Origin of the sequence: Nocardioides ochotonae (assembly GCF_011420305.2) — a bacterium.
Lineage (GTDB): Bacteria > Actinomycetota > Actinomycetes > Propionibacteriales > Nocardioidaceae > Nocardioides > Nocardioides ochotonae.
This window is the reverse complement of sequence record NZ_CP061769.1, coordinates 2,257,935-2,275,520: the sequence shown is the minus strand read 5'-3', so window position 1 is coordinate 2,275,520 and position 17,586 is coordinate 2,257,935. Positions and strand designations below refer to the sequence as shown.

Sequence of the window (17,586 nt, the reverse complement as noted above, 5' to 3'; positions counted from 1 at the left end):
TCAGGCCGCCTCTCCGGTGTAGTGCGGGTTCTCCCAGATCACGGTGCCGCCCATGCCGATGCCGATGCACATGGTGGTCAGGCCGTAGCGGACCTCGGGGTGCTCCTCGAACTGGCGCGCCAGCTGGGTCATCAGGCGCACGCCCGAGGACGCCAGCGGGTGACCCATCGCGATCGCGCCGCCGTACGGGTTGACGCGCGCGTCGTCGTCGGCGATGCCGAAGTGCTCGAGGAAGGCGATCACCTGGACGGCGAACGCCTCGTTGACCTCGAAGGCGCCGATGTCGTCGATGGTGAGACCGGCCTGCTTGAGCGCCTTCTCGGTCGCCGGGATCGGGCCGGCGCCCATGACCTCGGGCTCGACGCCGACGAAGGAGTACGACACCAGGCGCATGCGGATCGGCAGACCGAGCTCGCGCGCGGTCTCCTCCTCGGCGAGCAGCGCGGCGGTGGCGCCGTCGTTGATGCCGGCGGCGTTGCCCGCGGTCACCCGGCCGTGGGCACGGAACGGGGTCTTGAGGGCGGCGAGCGACTCGACGGTGGTGCCGGGGCGCATCGGCTCGTCGGTCGTGGCCAGGCCCCAGCCCTGCTCGGCGGAGCGGGTGGCGACCGGGACCAGGTCGGGCTGGATCTTGCCGGCCTCGTAGGCGGCCGCGGTCTTCTGCTGCGAGCGCACGGCGTAGGCGTCCACGCGCTCCTTGGTGATGGTGGGGAACCGGTCGTGCAGGTTCTCCGCGGTCTTGCCCATCACCAGGGCGTCGGGGTCGACCAGCTTCTCGGAGACGATCCGCGGGTTGGGGTCCACGCCCTCGCCCATCGGGTGGCGGCCCATGTGCTCGACGCCGCCGGCGATGGCGACGTCGTAGGAGCCGAACGCGATGCCGGAGGCGGTGGTGGTCACGGCGGTCATCGCGCCGGCGCACATGCGGTCGATCGCGTAGCCCGGCACGCTCTGCGGGAGCCCGGCGAGCAGCGCGGCGGTGCGCCCGATGGTCAGGCCCTGGTCGCCGATCTGGGTGGTGGCGGCCACGGCGACCTCGTCGACCCGCTCCGGGGGCAGCGAGGGGTTGCGGCGCATGAGCTCGCGGATGCACTTGATGACGAGGTCGTCGGCGCGCGTCTCGGCGTACTGACCCTTGGCCTTGCCGAAGGGAGTGCGCACGCCGTCGACGAAGACGACCTCTCGCAGCTGTCGGGGCACCTGTTCTCCTGGTCTGCTGGTGGCTGGGAAGGTCAGATTACCCGCGGGTAACAACCTCGGACCGGCGGGGTGGGTGTGGGCGTCCTCACGCGTGTCCGGCAGGTCGACGCTGCCGGGCCCGCGGCGCCCGGGGGCCTATCGTGGGCCCGTGACCGAAACCAGGCTCGTGCACATCGTGGACGACGTACCCGAGCTCGACGGGCGTGCCGAGAGCGACCTGACCATGGTCGTCGTGCTCGACGGCTTCCTCGACGCCGGCAAGGCCTCCGGGCGCGCCGCGCAGCACCTCGCTGATCTCTGCGACGGCGGCTCGGTCGTGGCGACGTTCGACGTCGACCTGCTCCACGACTACCGGGCCCGTCGCCCCGCGGTGACCTTCGCCCAGGACCACTACGAGGCCTACGACGCCCCGCGACTGGTGGTGCGCCTGCTCCGCGACGCCGGCGGTACGCCGTACCTGCTGCTGCACGGCTCGGAGCCCGACGTCCGCTGGGAGGGATTCGCGCGCGCCGTGCGCTCGGTCATCGAACGGTTCGGGGTGACCCGCACCGTGCAGATCGCCTCGGTGCCGATGGCGGTCCCGCACACCCGCCCGATCGCGCTGACCCCGCACGCCAACGACCCGGCGCTGGTCAGCGGCCGCAGCCCGTGGAGCGGCGAGCTGCGGGTGCCCAGCAGCGCCCAGGCGCTGCTCGAGATCCGCCTCGGCGAGTGGGGACACCCCGCGCTGGGCTTCGTCGCCCACATCCCGCACTACCTCGGTCAGCTGGAGTACCCCAAGGCCGCCGCCGTCCTGCTCGAGCAGGTCGAGCGCGCCGGGAGGCTCACCATCGACCTGTCCGGGCTGCGCGCCGAGGCCGAGGACCGCGAGGCCGAGATCGAGACCTACCTCGCCGCCAACGCCGAGGTCGCCGACGTCGTCGCGGCACTGGAGCGGCAGTACGACTCCTTCGCCCGCGCCGAGGAGTCCGGCAGCAGCCTGCTGGCCGAGGACCAGGCGCTGCCGACCGGCGAGGAGATCGGACGCCAGTTCGAGCAGTTCCTGGCCGGCCTCGACGACGACGACCACCGCGACGACAAGCAGGGCTGATGGCCAAGGACATTCACGAGCTGCTCGGGCTGCTCGACCTCGAGACGATCGACGACAACCTCTTCCGCGGCGCGGTCGCCGACATGTCGCTGCAGCGGGTCTTCGGCGGGCAGGTCGCGGCGCAGGCGCTGGTCGCCGGCGCCCGCACGGTCGACCCGGAGTTCGTCGTGCACTCGCTGCACTCCTACTTCCTCCAGCCCGGCGACGCGCGCGCGCCGATCCTCTACGACGTCGACACCCTGCGCGACGGGCGCTCGTTCCTCACCCGCCGGGTGCTGGCCCGCCAGCACGGACGTCCGATCTTCGCGCTGACCGCCAGCTTCCAGCGCCCCGAGGACGGCCTCACCCACCAGGACCGGATGCCGCAGGTGCCGGCGCCCGACGAGCTCCCCGCGCGTGACCGCGGTCCGGCGCACGCCGAGGCCGACGCCGAGTGGGCGGTCGCCGACATCCGGCTGGTCGGCACCTCCGCCGCCGGGCTGCCCGCGGACCCGGCACGTCCCGGGCGCCAGCGGTCGTGGCTGCGCACCTCCGAGCGCCTGCCCGAGGACCCCTTCCTGCACCTCGCGGCGTTCACCTACCTCAGCGACATGACGGTGATGGGCGCGGCGCTGGCCCCGCACGGCCTGCACATGGGCGACCCCCGCGTGCAGCTGGCCTCGCTGGACCACGCGATCTGGTTCCACCGGCCCTTCCGGGCCGACGAGTGGTGGCTCTACGACCAGGTCTCGCCCTCGGCCGGCGGCGGGCGCGGACTGGTGACCGCCAACGTCTTCACCCAGGACGGCCAGCTGGCCGCCACGGTGGCGCAGGAGTTCCTGATGCGCCCGGCCCGCTCGAAGGAGAAGTGATGAGCATCCCGACCGCCGACGCGGTGGCCGAGCTGGTGCGCCTGCTCGACCTCGAGCAGCTCGACCCCGACCTGTTCCGCGGCCGCCAGCCCGACTCCGGGCGGGCCCGGGTGTACGGCGGCCAGGTCGCCGCCCAGGCGCTCATCGCCGCGACCCGCACCGTCGACCCGTCGTACGCCGTGCACTCGCTGCACTCCTACTTCCTGCGCGGCGGCGACTACGCGGTGCCGATCGTGTACGACGTCGAGCGCATCCGCGAGGGGCGCTCCTTCCAGACCCGCCGGGTCGTGGCGCGCCAGCACGGGCGCCCGATCTACTACCAGACCCTGGACTTCCAGGTCGTCGAGGACGGCTTCGAGCACCACGACGTGATGCCGGAGGTGCCGGGCCCGGACGCCGGGTTCGACCTCGGTGCGGTGATGCGGCGCGGCGGCAACCCCGAGGCCGACGCGCTCGCGCGCGAGTGGGCCTCGATCGACGCCCGCTACCTCGGCAACTCCTCCGCCGGCCTCGCGCCCGACCCGGACCACCCCTCGCGCGCCCAGATGTGGGCGCGGGTGCACGACGGGCTCCCGGACGACGCGACGATCCACCTCGCGGCCTTCACCTACGCCAGCGACATCACGCTGCTCGGCGCCAGCATGGCCGCGCACCCGGTCACGCCGGCCGACGTGCAGATGGCCTCGCTCGACCACACGATCTGGTTCCACCGGCCCTTCCGCGCCGACGAGTGGTGGCTCTACGACCAGGTGTCGCCGGCCGCCCAGGGAGCCCGCGGGCTCTCGCTGGGGCGGATCTTCACCGAGGACGGCCGCCTGGTCGCCACCTGCGCCCAGGAGGGCCTGATCCGCCCGGTGCGCCCCCGCGACTGAGCCCCGGCTGCGCCGGGTCGGCGCTGGCGGTGGCGCGAGTCGGCGCCAACGGCGACGCCCCCGTGCTCCTCAGGAGCATCGGGGGCGTCGGTGGAGTGGGGCTCAGCTGCGGCCGGGGACCTGCCCGGTCTCGCGCAGCCAGGCGGCGAAGGTCAGCTCCTCGTTCGGGTCCCGGCGCAGGCCGGGCTTGGGGGAGGACGGCCGGCTCTGCAGGGCGTCATCCGAGGCGTTCACGATCTTCTCCTGGTAGGCGAGGAACTGGCTGCGGGGGTAGCGGCGCTGGCGCAGGCTGTCCTGCGCCACGGGGGAGGTAGAGGTGCTCACGAGAAGTGACTGCCCCGGAAGCGACCGGCCCATGCGCGGGTGTTGTCCTTCTCACCCGTGTCACAGCGGGGAGGCGGCGCCGGCCAGGTGCGTCGACGCGCCGTCGGGGGAGGTGAGGGCGAACGCCCAGCCGTCGTCGGTACGCCGGGTGCCGAGGGCGACCGTGGCGGGCAGGAGCACCGGGCGGCGGAAGGAGACGTCGACGCGGGCGGCGGCGGGCAGCCGGTTCTCCAGGGCGGCCACGCAGCGGGCCATCGTCCACATGCCGTGCGCGATCTGGCGGGGGAAGCCGAGGGCGCGGGCGCTGAAGGGGTGGAGGTGGATCGGGTTGCGGTCACCGGAGACCGCGGCGTACCGGCGTCCGAGGTCGCCCGGCAGCGCCCAGGTGAGCGGCCCCACCGCCACCTCCGGGTACGCCGTGTCGGGCGCGGGATCCCCGGGCAGCGGCCGGCCGCGGGCGAGGTAGGTCGAGACCTCCTCCCACGCCACCGCGCCGTCCGCGTCGCGCACGGTCGTGGTGAAGGCGAAGGCCGCGCCCTTGCGGTGCGGCAGCGCCGCGCCGACGGAGACCTCGACGTCCAGGCGCTCGCCCACCCGGATCGCGCGCCGCGCCCGCACCGAGTTGTCGATGTGCACCGTGCCGATCGCGGGTGCCGGGAAGGCCCGGTCGGCGAGGATCGCCAGCTGGAGGTCGAAGCCGAGCAGGTGCGGGTAGGGCAGCGGCACCGCGTCCTTGCGCGGGAAGCCGCACACCGCGGCGTACGCGTCGACGTGCGCGCGCTCCACCACCACGCCCTCGCGGGTGCGGCGCAGCCCGGTGAACCCGTTGAGCGGCGCCTTGCGCACGCCCGGCAGGGACCCGATGCCCGGCACCGACGGGAGCGCCGCCCGCACCAGCGTCGCGACCCCCACGCTCAGGCGCCCAGCATCATCTGGCCGCAGACCCGCACGACGTTGCCGTTCACGGCGCGCGAGCCGGGGTGGGCGAACCACGCGATGGTCTCCGCGACGTCGACCGGGAGGCCGCCCTGCGCCATCGCGTTGAGGCGCTGGCCCACCTCCCGGGTCGCGAACGGCACCGCCGCGGTCATCTGGGTGACGATGAACCCGGGCGCCACCGCGTTGATCGTGATGGCGTCGGTGAGCTCGTCGGCGAGGGAGTCCACCAGCCCGATCACGCCGGCCTTGGAGGTCGCGTAGTTGGTCTGACCCACGTTGCCGGCGATCCCGGCGATCGAGGCGACGCCGATGATCGAGCCGCCGGCGTTCACCACGCCCTGGTCGAGCAGCTCGCGGGTGATCCGCTCGGGGGCGGTGAGGTTGACGGCGATGACGGAGTCCCAGCGGTCCTCGCCCATGTTGGCGAGCCGCTTGTCGCGGGTGATCCCGGCGTTGTGGACGACCACGTCGACGCCGCCGTGCTGCTCGCGCAGGTGGTGGGCGATGCGCTGCGGCGCGTCCGCGGCGGTGATGTCGAGGACCAGCCAGTCGCCGTCGAGCTCCGCCATCACGCCCTGGAGCTCGCTGGCCGCCTGCGGCACGTCGAGCCCGACGACGCGGGCGCCGTCGCGGTGCAGCGCCCGGGCGATCGCCTCGCCGATGCCGCGGCTCGCGCCGGTGACGAGCGCGACCTTGCCCGCGAGCGGACGGTCGGGGGCGGCCACGGCCGCGCCCGTAGCGTTGCCGTGGGTGCCGAGCCGCACCACCTGCCCGGAGACGTACGCCGCCTTGGGCGAGAGCAGGAAGCCCAGCGTCGAACCCAGCGTCGAACCCAGCGTCGAACCCACGGACTGCTCGGCGCCCGGCGCGACGTACACCAGCTGCACCGTGCCGCCCTGGCCGATCTCCTTGCCGAGGCTGCGGGTGAATCCCTCCAGGGCGCGCTGGGCGACCCGCTCGGCGCCGGTGACCTGCTCCGGTGGGGTGCCGAGCACGACGACGCGCGGGTTGGTCTCCAGGCTGCGCAGCCGCGGGGTGAAGAAGTCGCGGAGCGCGCCGAGCTGCTCGGAGGTGGTGAGCCCGGTCGCGTCGAAGACCAGGCCCTTGATCCGAGCGTCGGCCGGCGGCTCGGTGACCGCCTCGATGCCGAGGTCGCCGAGCGTCCCCGGCAGCGCGTCGGCCAGGCGCCCGCGCCCGCCGACCAGCACGGTGCCCGCGACCAGCGGTTCGCCCTCGCGGTGGCGCCGCAGGCGGGTCGGACGCGGCAGGCCGAGGTTCTTGACGAGGAGCTTGCCGACGGGGGAGGAGGCGAACTCCTGGTAGCGATCGCTCATGGGACTCCATGCAACTAGTGGTGTAACTCAATGTCCAGATTTCGTGATGTGGCCCTCACGGGGTTTATCAGTACCCACCCCACCGGCAAGACTGGGGAGCATGACCGGCCTCCAACCCGCCACCACCGTCCGCCGTGTCGCCATCGTCGGCGGCAACCGCATCCCGTTCGCCCGCTCGCACTCGGCGTACGCCGACGTCTCCAACCAGGAGATGCTCACCGCCGCGATCGACGGCCTGGTCGAGCGCTTCGGCCTGGAGGGGGAGCGGGTCGGCGAGGTGGTCGCGGGAGCGGTGCTCAAGCACGCCCGCGACTTCAACCTGGCCCGTGAGTCGGTGCTCGGCTCGCGGCTGGCGCCGGAGACGCCGGCGACCGACATCCAGCAGGCGTGCGGCACCGGCCTGCAGGCGGCGATCCAGGTCGCGAACAAGATCGCGCTCGGCCAGATCGACGTCGGCATCGCCGGCGGCACCGACACCACCTCCGACGCCCCGATCGCGGTGGGGGAGGGGCTGCGCAAGGTGCTGCTCGAGGTCAACCGGTCCAAGGACGTGAAGGGTCGCCTCGCCGCCCTGGCCAAGCTCCGCCCGGGTGACATCGTCCCGGCAATCCCGCAGAACGGCGAGCCGCGCACCCGCCTGTCCATGGGGGAGCACGCGGCGCTGACCGCGGTCGAGTGGAAGATCGGCCGCGAGGAGCAGGACGAGCTCGCGGCCGCCTCCCACCAGCACCTCGCCGCGGCGTACGACCGGGGGTTCCTCGATGACCAGATCACGCCGTTCCACGGACTGGAGCGCGACCAGAACCTCCGCCCGGACTCCACGCCGGAGAAGCTGGCCCGCCTCAAGCCGGTCTTCGGCCGTGGCTCGGCGGCGACCATGACGGCCGGCAACTCCACGCCGCTGACCGACGGCGCCTCGGTGGTGCTGCTCGCCTCCGAGGAGTGGGCGGCGGCGCGTGGGCTGCCGGTGCTGGCCTACCTCACCGACTACGAGACCGCGGCGGTCGACTACGTGCACGGCCACGAGGGGCTGCTGATGGCCCCGGCCTACGCGATGCCGCGGATGCTGGCCCGCCAGGGGATGAAGCTCCAGGACTTCGACTTCTACGAGATCCACGAGGCGTTCGCCTCGCAGGTGCTGGCGACGCTCAAGGCCTGGGAGGACCCGATCTTCTGCCGTGAGCGGCTCGGCCTCGACGCACCGCTGGGCGGAATCGACCGCAGCCGGCTCAACGTGACCGGCTCGTCGCTGGCCGCGGGGCACCCGTTCGCGGCCACGGGCGGCCGGATCCTCACGGTGCTCGCCAAGCTGCTCGCCGAGAAGGGCTCGGGGCGCGGCGTGATCTCGGTGTGCGCCGCGGGCGGCCAGGGCGTGACCGCGATCCTCGAGCGCCCCTGAGGAGTCGCGCAGGCCGTGCGACGTCGGCTCAGGAGCGGTGTGCGGCCAGCGCGAGCGCCGAGGTGACCAGGTAGTCCCGCACCTGGTCGGCGGAGATCTCGCCCAGCGTCGGGATGCCGGGCGCGGCCTCCTTGACCAGGATCCCGACCCGGGCGAGCTGGAGCGCGCCGAGGCCGCTGGCGTAGAGCGTGTTCGCGAGCAGGTGCGGGTCCTGCACGTGGAAGTCACCGGCCGCCACGCCGTCCTCCAGCACTCCGCTGAGGATCACCAGGCACGAGGAGATCGCCCGCCCGAGCCGGAACAGCGCGCCCTCGGAGATCTCGTCGAGCAGCTCGGGGCCCGAGCGGCGCATCAGCGCCTGGGCGCAGTCGACGAACGCGGGGTGGGCCACGCCGTACTCCACGAAGGCGGTGACGATCGCCTCGAGGCGTACGGCGGGGGCCGCGTCGGTGCTGCTGGCGGCCTCGAGGGCGTCGCGCAGCTCCTCGAGGTAGCCGACCAGGGTGAGCGCGAAGAGCTCCTCCTTGCCGGTGAAGTGGCGATAGACGATCGCCCGGTTGATGCCGACCGCCTTGGCGATGTCGTCGATCTGGGCGTCGCGCACGCCGCGCTGGTCGAAGAGTGCGCGGGTGGCGGCGATGATCTCGGCCTCGCGCTTGCGGCGCCGGACTGCTGCGGCGGACCGACGGCCGTCGGTCTCGGAGGCACTGGGGGGCATGCGGCTGATGCTAGCCACTGCCGCTCGTCCCGCCCGCCGAGTCGGCCCCAATGGTCGCGCGAGTCGAGGCCAATGGGTGCGCGAGTCGGCGCCAGTGGTTGTGCGCGGCCTCGGTCGCGGGAGGCGGCATGGCGACGACTACGATCCACGGCGTGACTGCCACCCTCGTCGCGAAGGGCCTGGCCGGCGGCCACGGCCATCGCGTGCTCTTCGAGTCCCTCGACCTCACGGTCGCCCCCGGCGACGTGGTCGGCGTCGTCGGCGCCAACGGTGCCGGCAAGTCGACGCTGCTGCGGCTGCTCGCCGGCGTCGACGCCCCGCTGGCCGGAAGCGTGTCGCTCGCGCCCGCGGACGCGTTCGTGGGCTGGCTGCCCCAGGAGCACGACCGGGTCCCGGGCGAGACGGTGGCCGGCTACATCGCGCGGCGTACCGGTGCGACGGCCGCGACCGAGGCGATGGAGTGGTGCGCCGCGGCGCTCGGCTCGGACACGCCCGGCGCCAACGACGCCTACGCCGTCGCCTTCGACCACTGGATGGCCTCCGGTGCCTCCGACCTCGAGGACCGGCTGCCGCCGGTGCTCGCCGACCTCGGGCTCGACGTCGGCCCGGACGCGCTGATGACCTCGCTGTCCGGCGGGCAGGCGGCGCGCGCCGCGCTGGCCGCGCTGCTGCTGAGCCGCTTCGACGTCGTCCTGCTCGACGAGCCGACCAACGACCTCGACCTCGACGGCCTGGAGCGGCTGGAGGCCTTCGTGCGCGGGCTGCGCGGGGGAGTCGTGCTGGTCTCCCACGACCGCGAGTTCCTGGCCCGCTGCGTGACCCGGGTGGTCGAGCTCGACCTGGCCCAGCACCAGGTGGCGGTCTACGACGGCGGGTACGACGCGTTCCTCGCCGACCGCGCGGTGGCCAAGCGCCACGCCCGCGAGGCCTACGAGGAGTTCGCGGACAAGAAGGCCGACCTGGTCTCGCGCGCGAAGGTGCAGCGCGAGTGGAGCTCCCAGGGCGTGCGCAATGCGATGAAGAAGTCACCTGACAACGACAAGATCCGCCGCCGCGCGCAGAGCGAGTCCTCGGAGAAGCAGGCGCAGAAGGTGCGCCAGATGGAGTCGCGGATCGCGCGGCTCGACGAGGTCGAGGAGCCTCGCAAGGAGTGGGTGCTGCAGTTCAGCATCGCCGCCGCGCCGCGTTCCTCGGCGGTGGTCGCGACGCTCAACGAGGCGACGCTGACCCAAGGTGACTTCACCTTCGGGCCCGCCTCGCTGCAGGTCAACGCGCGCGACCGGATCGGCATCACCGGTCCCAATGGCGCCGGCAAGACCACGCTGCTGCGGCTGCTCCTCGGCGAGGTCGCGCCCGACTCCGGCTCGGCGTCGCTGGGCGCCTCGGTGTCGGTCGGCGTGATCGACCAGGCCCGCACCGGACTGCCCGAGGACCAGCCGCTCGGCACCGCCGTCGAGCTCGCGGTCCCCGAGTGGACGCCGGCCGAGGTCCGCACCCTGCTTGCGAAGTTCGGTCTCAAGGCCGACCAGGTCTCCAGCCTCGTCGGCCGGCTCTCGCCCGGTGAGCGGACCCGCGCCGCGATGGCGCTGCTCCAGGCCCGCGGGGTCAACCTGCTGGTGCTGGACGAGCCCACCAACCACCTCGACCTGCCCGCGATCGAGCAGCTCGAGGAGGCGCTCGCGTCGTACGACGGCGCGCTGCTGCTGGTCTCCCACGACCGCCGGCTGCTGGCGAACGTCGCGCTGGATCAGCGCTGGCGGGTGGAGGACGGACGGGTGCAGGTCGGCTGAGGCGCGCTGCTCAGGCGATCCAGCGGCGAAGCTCGCCGGCGAGCACCCGGCCGAACCGCAGCTCGGGGAAGTGCGATCCGGCGCCGATGACGTGCTCTCCCTCGAGCTCACGGAACAGCCGCCCGCGCACCTGCGCGGCGAGCCCGGGGTCGGCGTCTCCGATGGACGCCTGAGGAGACGACGACGGAGAGGTGTCCGGGGGTGTGCCCGGGCGTCATGACGAGGTCAACCCCGGGGGCGATCGACGTGTCGTGGTCGACGAGGTGAGCTGTCCACCGATGAGGAAGCAGCCGATCGGCAGGAACGCCTTGCCGTCCGATGCGAAGTAGTCCTCGTGCCCGTGCGTGGTCACGGGGTCGCCGAGTAGCCCGGCCCGGCACGGAACGTGCCGTCGGTGAGCGGGTGCAGGTCGATGTCGCCGATGCGCACGGGAGCGCTCCTTCCTGCCCGATCTCCGGTTCGGCGTGAGCCGAGTCTGCGGGCGGTGCTGTCGAACGTTCCGCACCTGTTCGGACGGCGCAACCGGGCACAGCCCGGCGCTGGTCGACTGCATGAGCGGCGCCCGACGTTCGGATAACAGACGCAACCGGAAGCGACTCACCGGGCACGAGGAGCCCCGCCACCCGCCGTCCCAGACAGGCAGCAACGACAACGGGCACCCCCGGGGGAGTGCGCTCGCCGCTCCTGCGCGGATGGCAGACGTACTGCTCGGGCCGAGGCGCCCGCTTGCCCGTCCGGGCAGGTCGGGTGGTTGTCCACAGGTCTTCTGACCTGGGGGAACGGTCGCCCGGGACTGTCGGTGGTCGGTGGTTGAGTAGGTCCATGGAAGCACCTCGCCAGCCCCGATCCGGTCACCCGGTGGCCGCGGCGGTGGCGTGCGTGCACGAGGCCCTCGACGCGGTCGCCGATGCGCCGGTGTGGTCCTTGAGCGAGGCGGAGACGGGGGCGGCGCTGCTGGCCCGGGGGGCTGAGATCGACCGATTGCAGGAGCTGCGGCTGCGCCTCGCGGCCCACGCCCATGCCGTCGAGGTCGGCGACGCGGTCGGGGCGACGAGCACCGCGAACTGGTGGGCGCACCACGCCCGTCTCACCCGCCCGGAGACCCACCGATTGATGCGGCTGGCCCGGGGCGCTGGACACCGGGCAGCACGACACTGTCCGGGAGGCGTTTGCCGTCGGGCGGATCCACCTCGACCAGGCTCAGGTGATCGTCGACGCGGTCGACGACCTACCGGCCGAGCTGGTCGACGACGACACCCGCGCCAAGGCCGAGGAGTTCCTCCTCGAGCAGGCGGGCGAGCATGACGCGATCACCCTGCGCCGCCTGGCCAAGCGCCTGATGGAGGTGGCTGCTCCCGAGCAGGCCGACGCCGCCGAGGCCGCACGGCTGGAGCGCGAGGAGGCCGCGGCGCGTGCCGCGGCCCGGCTGACGATGTCGGATGACGGGCACGGCAAGACCCACGGGCGTTTCACGATCCCGCCCCACCATGCGGCGATGTTGCGCGCCGCGCTGTTGGCGATCGCCGCCCCGAAGCACCAACACGCGGTGAACGGCGCCGGCGCTGTGGCAGGTGAGCGGCGGCCGGGGCCGGAACGGCTCGGGCAGGCGTTCTGCGGCTATCTCGAGCGCTATCCCACCGACCGGGTCCCCGACGCCGGGGGCGTGGCCGCGACCATCGTGATCACGATGACCCTGGACTCCCTGCTCGGTGGGCTGCGCGCCGCACACCTGCACACCGGCGAGACGATCTCCGCCACCGAAGCCCGGCGCCTGGCGTGTGAGGCCGGGATCGTGCCGGCCGTCCTCGACGGTCAGGGCCGTCCGCTCGATGTCGGTCGCAAGCGCCGGTTCCACACCAAGACCCACCGTGTCGCCCTGGCGCTGCGCGACGGCGGCTGCACCGCGGAGGGGTGCGACTGGCCGCCGGGTCTCTGCCACGCCCACCACGACGTTCCGTGGTCGTGCGGCGGTGTGACCAGCGTGGCCAGCGGCCGGCTGCTCTGTCCCCGCCACCACGCCCGAGCTCACGACCCTGCCTACAAGACCAAACACCTACCCGGCGGCAGGCTGACCTTCCACCGACGCTGCTAGACCGACCCGGCATGGTTGGTCCTGCAACCGATCCGGCCTGGGAACGACGCGAGGCCCGAAGCACCACGGAGAACCCATGACGCCTGCCTCGCCGGCAACCGACCCGATCGGAGCCGAGGAGCAGCGGCGCCTCTACCGGCGCACGCTCACGGTTGTCGTCATCTCCCAGGTGTTCGGTGGCGCGGGCCTGGCCGCCGGCGTCACCGTCGGCGGCCTCCTCGCCCAGGACCTGGTCGGCGGCGAGAGCGTCGCCGGTCTCCCGGCCGCGCTGTTCACTCTCGGCTCGGCGCTCGCGGCGTTCACCGTGGGCCGGGTGTCCCAGCGTTCCGGGCGTCGCCTCGGGCTCGCCGGCGGCTTCCTCGTCGGCGCCGTGGGCGCGGCGTTCATCGTCCTCGCGGCGGTGCTCGAGAACCTGCCGTTGTTCTTCGTCGCGCTGTTCGTGTACGGCGGCGGGACCGCCACCAACCTGCAGGCGCGGTACGCCGGAACCGACCTGGCGCCCGCGCAGTCGCGCGGCACCGCGGTCTCGATCGCCATGGTGTCGACCACCTTCGGCGCCGTCGCCGGCCCCAACCTCGTCGACCCGCTCGGCGACCTCGCGCGCGCCCTCGGCGTACCGGCGCTGACCGGGCCGTTCCTGTTGGCCGCCGTGGCCTACGGGCTGGCGGGGCTGGTGCTCCTCGTCTTCCTGCGGCCGGACCCGCTGCTCACCGCGCGGCGGATCGCCGACGAGCGCAGCCGGGCGGCGCTCGCTGCGGGCGGGGAGGGGTCGGACGCGGCCCTCGAACCGGCCGCCGGGTCGTCGCGCGGGGTCGCGGTCGGGGCGACCATCATGGTGCTGACCCAGGTCTCGATGGTCGCGATCATGACGATGACCCCGGTGCACATGCGCCATCACGACCACAGCCTCGGCGATGTCGGGTTCGTGATCGGGCTCCACGTCGGCGCGATGTTCCTGCCGTCCCTGGTCACCGGCCCGCTGGTCGACCGGATCGGTCGCGTCCCGATGGCGGCTGCCTCGGGGGTGACCCTCCTCGCCGCGGGCGTGCTGGCCGCCCTCGCCCCGGGCGACTCGATGCCGCTCATCGCGGCGGCCCTGGTCCTCCTGGGCCTGGGCTGGAACTTCGGGCTGATCGCCGGCACGGCGCTCATCGTCGACGCCACCACGCTGGAGACCCGCGCCAAGACCCAGGGCGCCGTCGACGTGCTCATCGCCCTCTCGGGTGCCGGTGGTGGGGCGCTCTCCGGGATGGTGGTCGGGGTGTCCAGCTTCGCCACGCTCGCGCTGGGCGGCGGACTGCTCGCGCTGCTGCTGGTGCCTGCGCTGGTCTGGTACCAGCGACCACACCCGGCCGCGGTCTGAGCACGCGACCGGCGCACCCGGAGTTGGCCGCGCGCCGATGAGTTCGCGCCGGCGACGCGGTCGGTAGCCGACAGACCGGACGACGCGATGGAGGCTGACCACGTGCGCAAGCTGAGCTACATGATGAACGCGAGCCTGGACGGCTACATCGCCGCACCCGGCGACGACATCGGCTGGAGCGTGCCGAGCCCCGAGCTGCACCAGTGGTTCAACGACCGCGCCCGGGAGATCGGGCTCTCGCTGTACGGCCGCAGGCTGTGGGAGCTGATGAGCGCGCACTGGCCGACCGCCGACCAGCAGCCGGACGCGACGCCCGTGGAGGTCGAGTTCGCCCAGCTCTGGCAGCGGACGCCGAAGGTGGTGTTCTCCACGACCCTCGACGAGGCCGACGGCAACGCGCGCCTCGTCACCGGTGACGCCGTGGCCGAGATCCGCCGCCTGAAGGCCGAGGACGGCGCCCCGATGGAGATCGGTGGCGCCGGCCTCGCGGGTACGGCGATGCGCGCCGGCCTGATCGACGAGTACCAGGTGGTCACACACCCGGTCCTGGTCGGCGGCGGTACGCCGTTCTTCAGCGCCCTGGACAGCTGGGTGAACCTACGGCACGTGGGGACGCAGGACCTCCCGGACGGCGTGACCGCGGCCCACTACGAGGTCCGGCGCTGACCGGTCGACCCGGTCCTCAGCCGTCGAGGACGCTCGCCGCAAGCGGGAGATCGGGGACGAGCTCGCGCAGCAGGTCGCGGACACGGGTGTCCAGGTCGGCGACGATGCGGCGCACCGTGGCGTCGTCCTGGCCGCCCGGGTCGTCAACGGGCCAGTCGCGGTAGGTCACCCCGGGGACGTAGGGGCACTCCTCGCCGCAGCCGAGCGTGATGGCGAGGTCGCTGGCGGCCACCATCTCGGTGGTGAGGCGCTGGGGGCGCTCGCGGGAGGTGTCGAGCCCGAGCTGCTCGAGCGCGCGGGCGACCTCGGGGTGGATCCGCTCTCCGGGCTGGGTGCCGGCCGACACCGCGACGACGCGGCCCACGGCGTACTGCTCGGTGAGCACCCGGGCGATCACCGAGCGCCCGCCGTTGCGGACGCAGGCGAACACCACCTGCGGCACCCGCTCGGCCGTCATCGGGCGACCCCCTGGGCCTGGTCGGGGAAGAAGCGGCGCGCCCAGAGGCTGACGTACACCAGTCCCACCAGGACCGGGACCTCGATGAGCGGACCGACGACCCCGGCGAGCGCCTGGCCGCTGGTGACCCCGAAGACCGCGATGGCGACGGCGATCGCGAGCTCGAAGTTGTTGCCCGCGGCGGTGAAGGCGACGGTGGTGGCGCGGGCGTACCCCAGACCGACGCGGCGGGCCAGCAGCAGCGAGCCGGCCCACATGAGCGCGAAGTAGATGACCAGCGGTACGGCGATGCGCGCCACGTCGAGGGGCTGGCCGGTGATCGTCTCGCCCTGGAGCGCGAACAGCACGACGATCGTGAACAGCAGCCCGTACAGCGCCCACGGGCCCAGGCGCGGCAGGAGGCGCTCCTCGTACCACTCGCGGCCGCGTCGCTTCTCGCCGATGCGCCGGGTGAGGTAGCCGGCGGCCAGCGGGATCCCGAGGAAGACGAGCACGCTCCAGGCGATCTGCCAGGGGGAGACGTCGAGGCCGGTGGTGGACAGGCCCAGCCAGCCGGGCAGCAGGTCGAGGTAGAACCAGCCGAGCAGCGCGAAGGCGAGGACCTGGAAGACGGAGTTCACGGCGACCAGGACCGCGGCGGCCTCGCGGTCCCCGCAGGCCAGGTCGTTCCAGATGATGACCATCGCGATGCAGCGGGCCAGGCCGACGATGATGAGCCCGGTGCGGTACTCGGGCAGGTCGGGCAGGAACAGCCAGGCCAGGGCGAACATCAGCGCCGGGCCGAGGACCCAGTTGAGGACCAAGGAGAGCGCCATCATCCGCCGGTCGCGGACGACGTGGCCGACCTCGTGGTAGCGGACCTTGGCCAGCACCGGGTACATCATCACCAGCAGGCCGAGCGCGATCGGCACCGAGATCGAGCCGACGGTGACGGCGTCGAGGGCGTCGGCGATCCCGGGCACCCAGCGACCGGCGAGCAGGCCGGCGACCATCGCGATCCCGATCCACACCGGGAGGTAGCGGTCGAGGGTGGACAGCCGCCGGCCGGCTGCCGCGTCGGTGGTCGAGGAGACGGTGCTGCTCATGCGGTCGGCTTGGTGGCGCGGATGATCGCGCCGTGCATGCCCGGGGCGGCCTCGTGGGTGAACTCGACCTCCGCGTCGACGAACCCGGCGGCACCGAGCCCGTCGAGGTACTCGCTGCGCGACAGGGCGCCGGCGATGCAGCCGACGTACGAGCCCCGCTCGGCGCGGTCCTCGGGCGTGAGGTGGTCCTCGGCGACGACGTCGGAGATCCCGATCCGGCCGCCCGGGACGAGCACCCGGTGCATCTCGGCGATCACCCGGGGCTTGTCGACGGAGAGGTTGATGACGCAGTTGGAGATGACGACGTCCACGGCGGCGTCCGGCAGCGGGATGTCCTCGATGGTGCCCTTGAGGAACTCGACGTTGCTCGCGCCGGCCTTCGCGGCGTTGGCGCGGGCGAGGTCGAGCATCTCGTCGGTCATGTCGACGCCGTAGGCGAACCCGGTCTCGCCGACCCGGCGGGCGGAGAGGAGTACGTCGATGCCGCCCCCCGAGCCGAGGTCGAGCACCTTCTCGCCGGCGCGCAGGTCGGCGACCGCGGTCGGGTTGCCGCAGCCCAGGCTGGCCGCGACCGCCTCGGCGGGGAGGGCCTGCTGGTCGTCGCTGCTGTAGAGGGTCGCGCCGAACGACTCGTCGACCGCGACCTCACCGCTGCAGCACGAGGTCCCGCAGTCGTCCTCGACCACCTGGAGCGCCTCATTGAGCTCGGCGTTGCCGGTGCCGCCGACGACGGCGGTGGCTGCCTGGGCGTAGCGGCTGCGGACCTCCTCGCGCAGCTGCGAGGCCTCGGTGTTGGTCTCGTCGGGGGTCGGGGTCGTGGTCATGACCGCCTGCCTTTCGCGTCGTATCGGCGTGTGTCGATGGATCGAGGGTTCTCTATCTATCGACGATTGTCAATGCGTCTGGCAGACTCAAGCCATGACCGCCGCCACGTCCCTCCCCGTCGTCGACGCCTCGGCCTGCTGCTCCACCGTCACCGGCGGCGTGCTGGACGTGGAGGAGGCGCAGCGACTGGCGCGGACGTTCAAGGCGCTCGGCGACCCCACGCGGGTCCGGCTGCTGTCCCTGATCGCCGCACAGCCCGAGCGCGAGGCCTGCATCTGCGACCTGACCGAGCCGGTGGGTCTCTCGCAGCCGACGGTGTCGCACCACATGAAGCAGCTGGTGGACGCCGGGCTCGTCGTGCGTGAGCAGCGGGGGCGCTGGGCGTTCTACCGGCTCGTCGAGGAGACGCTCGCCGCGTTGAGTGGTGCGCTGAAGCCCTGATGTCTGCGGGTTTCCTGCCGGGGTATTGGCCTAGGTGACTCGCCATGGAGGTGCATGTTGGTGGGGGAGTTCACGACACCGTGGTCTCGCGCCCGCTGACTACCCGCTGACCGCCCGCCTGTGGTGCGCGCGAACGGGGT

The 17,586-nt window shown here is 73.1% G+C and carries 17 protein-coding genes; 9 read left to right on the top strand and 8 right to left on the bottom strand.

The features are described 5' to 3' along the window. Positions 1-1,200 (bottom strand): thiolase family protein, encoded by a 1,200-nt coding sequence (locus tag HBO46_RS11040; protein ID WP_166139555.1) that lies wholly within the window; start codon positions 1,198-1,200, stop codon positions 1-3. Positions 1,201-1,348: 148 nt separating this feature from the next. On the opposite strand from HBO46_RS11040, the gene HBO46_RS11035 reads away from it, so the two are divergent. From HBO46_RS11035 to HBO46_RS11025, 3 genes are read left to right on the top strand one after another with little or no spacing between them, the layout of a single operon-like run. Beyond that, positions 1,349-2,290 carry a proteasome assembly chaperone family protein gene (locus tag HBO46_RS11035; RefSeq protein ID WP_224769003.1) on the top strand — a complete coding sequence of 314 codons (942 nt, stop codon included), beginning with the start codon at positions 1,349-1,351 and terminating at the stop codon, positions 2,288-2,290. Beyond that, on the top strand, positions 2,290-3,141 hold the full coding sequence (locus HBO46_RS11030; RefSeq protein ID WP_166139557.1) for an acyl-CoA thioesterase: 852 nt from the start codon (positions 2,290-2,292) through the stop codon (positions 3,139-3,141). The genes HBO46_RS11035 and HBO46_RS11030 overlap by 1 nt, the downstream gene beginning before the upstream one ends. Continuing rightward, positions 3,141-4,013, top strand: coding sequence for an acyl-CoA thioesterase (locus tag HBO46_RS11025; RefSeq protein WP_166139559.1), 873 nt, complete (start codon positions 3,141-3,143; stop codon positions 4,011-4,013). The genes HBO46_RS11030 and HBO46_RS11025 overlap by 1 nt, the downstream gene beginning before the upstream one ends. Before the next feature lie 102 nt (positions 4,014-4,115). Here HBO46_RS11025 and HBO46_RS11020 read toward each other — a convergent pair whose 3' ends face one another. The 3 genes from HBO46_RS11020 to HBO46_RS11010 are packed head-to-tail and all read right to left on the bottom strand — an operon-like array spanning position 4,116 to position 6,610. Further along, a complete protein-coding gene (locus HBO46_RS11020; RefSeq protein ID WP_166139560.1) occupies positions 4,116-4,337 on the bottom strand; it encodes a hypothetical protein in 222 nt (73 codons plus the stop codon). A gap of 60 nt (positions 4,338-4,397) precedes the next feature. Next, entirely contained in the window at positions 4,398-5,249 is an 852-nt protein-coding gene (locus tag HBO46_RS11015) for a MaoC/PaaZ C-terminal domain-containing protein (RefSeq protein ID WP_224769002.1), read from the bottom strand. A gap of 2 nt (positions 5,250-5,251) precedes the next feature. Beyond that, positions 5,252-6,610 carry a 3-oxoacyl-ACP reductase gene (locus HBO46_RS11010; protein WP_166139562.1) on the bottom strand — a complete coding sequence of 453 codons (1,359 nt, stop codon included), beginning with the start codon at positions 6,608-6,610 and terminating at the stop codon, positions 5,252-5,254. Between the two features lie 100 nt (positions 6,611-6,710). Between HBO46_RS11010 and HBO46_RS11005 the strand changes: the two genes are divergently transcribed. Beyond that, complete coding sequence (locus HBO46_RS11005) at positions 6,711-8,009, top strand: acetyl-CoA C-acetyltransferase (protein ID WP_166139564.1); 1,299 nt, start codon at positions 6,711-6,713, stop codon at positions 8,007-8,009. A gap of 28 nt (positions 8,010-8,037) precedes the next feature. On the opposite strand, the gene HBO46_RS11000 is transcribed toward HBO46_RS11005, so the two are convergent. Next, positions 8,038-8,727, bottom strand: a complete 690-nt coding sequence (locus HBO46_RS11000; RefSeq protein ID WP_166139565.1) for a TetR/AcrR family transcriptional regulator — start codon at positions 8,725-8,727, stop codon at positions 8,038-8,040. Positions 8,728-8,879: 152 nt separating this feature from the next. Between HBO46_RS11000 and HBO46_RS10995 the strand changes: the two genes are divergently transcribed. From HBO46_RS10995 to HBO46_RS10980, 4 genes are all read left to right on the top strand, one after another. After that, positions 8,880-10,517: an ABC-F family ATP-binding cassette domain-containing protein gene (locus HBO46_RS10995; protein WP_166139567.1), complete on the top strand. Its 1,638-nt coding sequence runs from the start codon at positions 8,880-8,882 to the stop codon at positions 10,515-10,517. A gap of 1,204 nt (positions 10,518-11,721) precedes the next feature. Continuing rightward, complete coding sequence (locus tag HBO46_RS10990; protein WP_263457777.1) at positions 11,722-12,609, top strand: HNH endonuclease signature motif containing protein; 888 nt, start codon at positions 11,722-11,724, stop codon at positions 12,607-12,609. A gap of 76 nt (positions 12,610-12,685) precedes the next feature. Beyond that, positions 12,686-13,972 (top strand): MFS transporter, encoded by a 1,287-nt coding sequence (locus HBO46_RS10985; protein WP_166139569.1) that lies wholly within the window; start codon positions 12,686-12,688, stop codon positions 13,970-13,972. Positions 13,973-14,074: 102 nt separating this feature from the next. Continuing rightward, a complete protein-coding gene (locus HBO46_RS10980; RefSeq protein WP_166139571.1) occupies positions 14,075-14,638 on the top strand; it encodes a dihydrofolate reductase family protein in 564 nt (187 codons plus the stop codon). Positions 14,639-14,654: 16 nt separating this feature from the next. On the opposite strand, the gene HBO46_RS10975 is transcribed toward HBO46_RS10980, so the two are convergent. The 3 genes from HBO46_RS10975 to arsM are packed head-to-tail and all read right to left on the bottom strand — an operon-like array spanning position 14,655 to position 17,004. Continuing rightward, entirely contained in the window at positions 14,655-15,095 is a 441-nt protein-coding gene (locus tag HBO46_RS10975) for an arsenate-mycothiol transferase ArsC (RefSeq protein ID WP_166139573.1), read from the bottom strand. Then, on the bottom strand, positions 15,092-16,180 hold the full coding sequence (arsB, locus tag HBO46_RS10970) for an ACR3 family arsenite efflux transporter (protein ID WP_166139575.1): 1,089 nt from the start codon (positions 16,178-16,180) through the stop codon (positions 15,092-15,094). The genes HBO46_RS10975 and arsB overlap by 4 nt, the downstream gene beginning before the upstream one ends. Then, positions 16,177-17,004 (bottom strand): arsenite methyltransferase, encoded by an 828-nt coding sequence (gene arsM / locus HBO46_RS10965; protein WP_166139576.1) that lies wholly within the window; start codon positions 17,002-17,004, stop codon positions 16,177-16,179. Before arsM ends, arsB begins: the two co-directional genes overlap by 4 nt. A 94-nt stretch (positions 17,005-17,098) precedes the next feature. Between arsM and HBO46_RS10960 the strand changes: the two genes are divergently transcribed. Next, on the top strand, positions 17,099-17,446 hold the full coding sequence (locus HBO46_RS10960; RefSeq protein ID WP_166139578.1) for an ArsR/SmtB family transcription factor: 348 nt from the start codon (positions 17,099-17,101) through the stop codon (positions 17,444-17,446). Positions 17,447-17,586 lie beyond the last annotated feature (140 nt).